The organism is Cupriavidus sp. 8B (assembly GCF_054589115.1).
This window is the reverse complement of the sequence record NZ_BAAILO010000529.1, coordinates 1-250: the sequence shown is the minus strand read 5'-3', so window position 1 is coordinate 250 and position 250 is coordinate 1. Positions and strand designations below refer to the sequence as shown.

At 60.4% G+C, this 250-nt stretch carries 1 pseudogene; it reads left to right on the top strand.

The features are described 5' to 3' along the window. Positions 1–250: pseudogene (locus tag ACYP5B_RS46490) on the top strand (hypothetical protein); the annotation flags it as partial.

Sequence of the window (250 nt, the reverse complement as noted above, 5' to 3'; positions counted from 1 at the left end):
TTCTCCTTATAGCGCATCGATGTTTCTCCGCCCACGCCGGGGCCGGAAGGGCCTTGAACTGCTCACGACGAACAGCAACGGCAAGAACGTGGACCTTACGGGTTGCAACCTGCGTGTGATCGTGAAGGGTGACGCGGTCGAAATCCACTACGCGACGTCGAAGGCCGAAGGGCGCCCCTGCGGTACAGGGGAAATTGGTGTCGACAAAGGCTATACCGAGGCCTTCGCCGACTCCGATGGCGAGCGTCAT